Origin of the sequence: Streptomyces sp. NPDC060028, from assembly GCF_042736725.1 — a bacterium.
Lineage (GTDB): Bacteria > Actinomycetota > Actinomycetes > Streptomycetales > Streptomycetaceae > Streptomyces.
On the sequence record NZ_JBHWVJ010000177.1, the window covers coordinates 1 to 1,818 of the forward strand.

A 1,818-nucleotide genomic window follows, 5' to 3' on the forward strand; every position below is an offset into this window, starting at 1 on the left:
GGCCGGATCCCGGCTCCTGGCATTTATCTGCCCGGGTCCGCCCCGCGGGGACGGCGGGGCGGACCGGGGTTGCCTCAGGGCTGCTTCAGGACTGCTCCCGGGCTGCTCCCGGGCTACTTCGGCATCAGGACCGTGTCGACGATGTACACCGTGGCATTGGAGGTGCGGACGTTGCCGCAGACGACGTTGGAGGTGTTGTCGACCCGGTACGCGTCACCCGAACCGGCCGTGGTCACCCTGCCCTTCTCCAGGGTTTCGAAGGATCCGTTCTCCAACTGCCTGGGGGTGAGCTGTTGCCCGACGACGTGGTGCGTGAGGATCTTGGTCAGGGTGGCCTTGTCGGCGAGGACCTTGTCGAGGTCGGCCTTCGGGATCTTCGCGAAGGCCGCATTGGTCGGCGCGAACACGGTGATGCCCTTGGCGTTGTTCAGGGTGTCGACCAACCCGGCCTGCTTGACCGCCGCGACCAGGGTGGACAGCGCCGGGTTGTTCGACGCGGCCGTGGCGACCGGGTCCTTGGCCATGCCGTCGAAGCTGCCCGCGCCTTCCGCGGGGACCCCGGCGCAGGCGGGACCGAAGGGCTCGTCCGCCGTCACCGGCGCCTCGGCGGCCGGTGCGGCCGGTGCGGCCGCCGAGTACTCGCTCTCCTCGGAGCAGGCGGCCAGCCCGAGCGGCAGCACGGCCGCCGTGGCGACGGCGAGGGCGGTACGGCGGATACGAAGGGTGTTCATCGCGTTCTCCAAGGGAAAGGGAGGGGTGGGTGACATGCGAGGGAAGGAAGTTCGGGGCCGGTCAGCCGGCCGTGACGAAGACGCTGTGCCAACCGCTCGCGCCGTCGGGGACGGTGCGGCTGCGCCGCTCCGTCTGCACCTCGCCGGCGCCGTCGGTCGCCCGTACCGTCAGGTGGTGGCCGCCCGGGGCGCTCTTCCAGGGGAGGGACCACTGGCGCCAGGTGTCGGAGGTGTCCTGCTCGGCGAGCCGGGCCTCTTCCCACGGGCCGTCGTCGACCCGGAGCTCGACCCGGGTGATCCCGCGGTGCTGGGCCCACGCGACCCCGGCGACCATGACGGTCCCGGGCGGCGTCCGGGCGAAGGGCTTGGGGGTGTCGATCCGGGCCTGGGTCTTGACCGGGGCCTTCGGGGCCCACTGCCGCCTGACCCAGTACGGGTCGTAGGCGTCGAAGGTGGTGAGCTCGATGTCCTCGATCCACTTGCAGGCCGATACGTAGCCGTACAGGCCGGGGACCACCATCCGGACCGGGAAACCGTGGTCGAAGGGCAGCGGCTCCCCGTTCATCCCGACGGCGAGCAGCGCGTCCCGGCCGTCCATGACGTCCTCGACGGGGGTGCCGAGCGTCATCCCGTCCACCGACCGGGCCACCAGCTGATCTGCGGGGCCGCCCGCCGACGGCGGCCGCACCCCGGCCTCCCGCAGCACGTCGGCCAGCCGTACGCCGAGCCAGCGCGCGTTGCCCGCGTACGGGCCGCCGACTTCGTTCGACACGCAGGTCAAGGTGATGTCCCGCTCGATCAGCTTCCGGCCGAGCAGTTCCTCGAAGGTGAAGGTGCGCGGGCGGTCGACGCCCTTTCCGTGGATGCGCAGCCGCCAGGCACCCGCGTCCACCCTGGGCACCAGCAGCGCGGTGTCGACCCGGTAGAAGTCCGCGTTGGACGTGGTGAAGGCGCTGACCCCGGGAATCCGCAACTGCGCCCCGGGCGGAACGGGCGCCCCCGGCGAGGCGGGCGCGGGCAGTCGTACGGCCTCCCGCGAGGCGGCCGCACCCCGGCCGCGCCGGCCGGTCACGGCCCGGCCCAGGGC

Annotated in this window: 2 protein-coding genes; both read right to left on the reverse strand. The window is 72.6% G+C overall.

The window, feature by feature from the left end; genetic code table 11:
- Nucleotides 1-113: 113 nt before the first annotated feature.
- On the reverse strand, nt 114-731 hold the full coding sequence (locus ACFWBF_RS37245; protein WP_385609265.1) for a fasciclin domain-containing protein: 618 nt from the start codon (nt 729-731) through the stop codon (nt 114-116).
- Between the two features lie 61 nt (nt 732-792).
- Nucleotides 793-1,818, reverse strand: a 1,026-nt coding sequence (locus ACFWBF_RS37250) for a molybdopterin-dependent oxidoreductase (RefSeq protein WP_385609266.1), incomplete at its 5' end; no start/stop codon positions are given.

Excerpts from the sequence above, each read along its gene's own strand:
- ACFWBF_RS37245 (WP_385609265.1), bottom strand. The coding sequence starts at position 731 with ATGAACACCCTTCGTATCCGCCGTACCGCCCTCGCCGTCGCCACGGCG.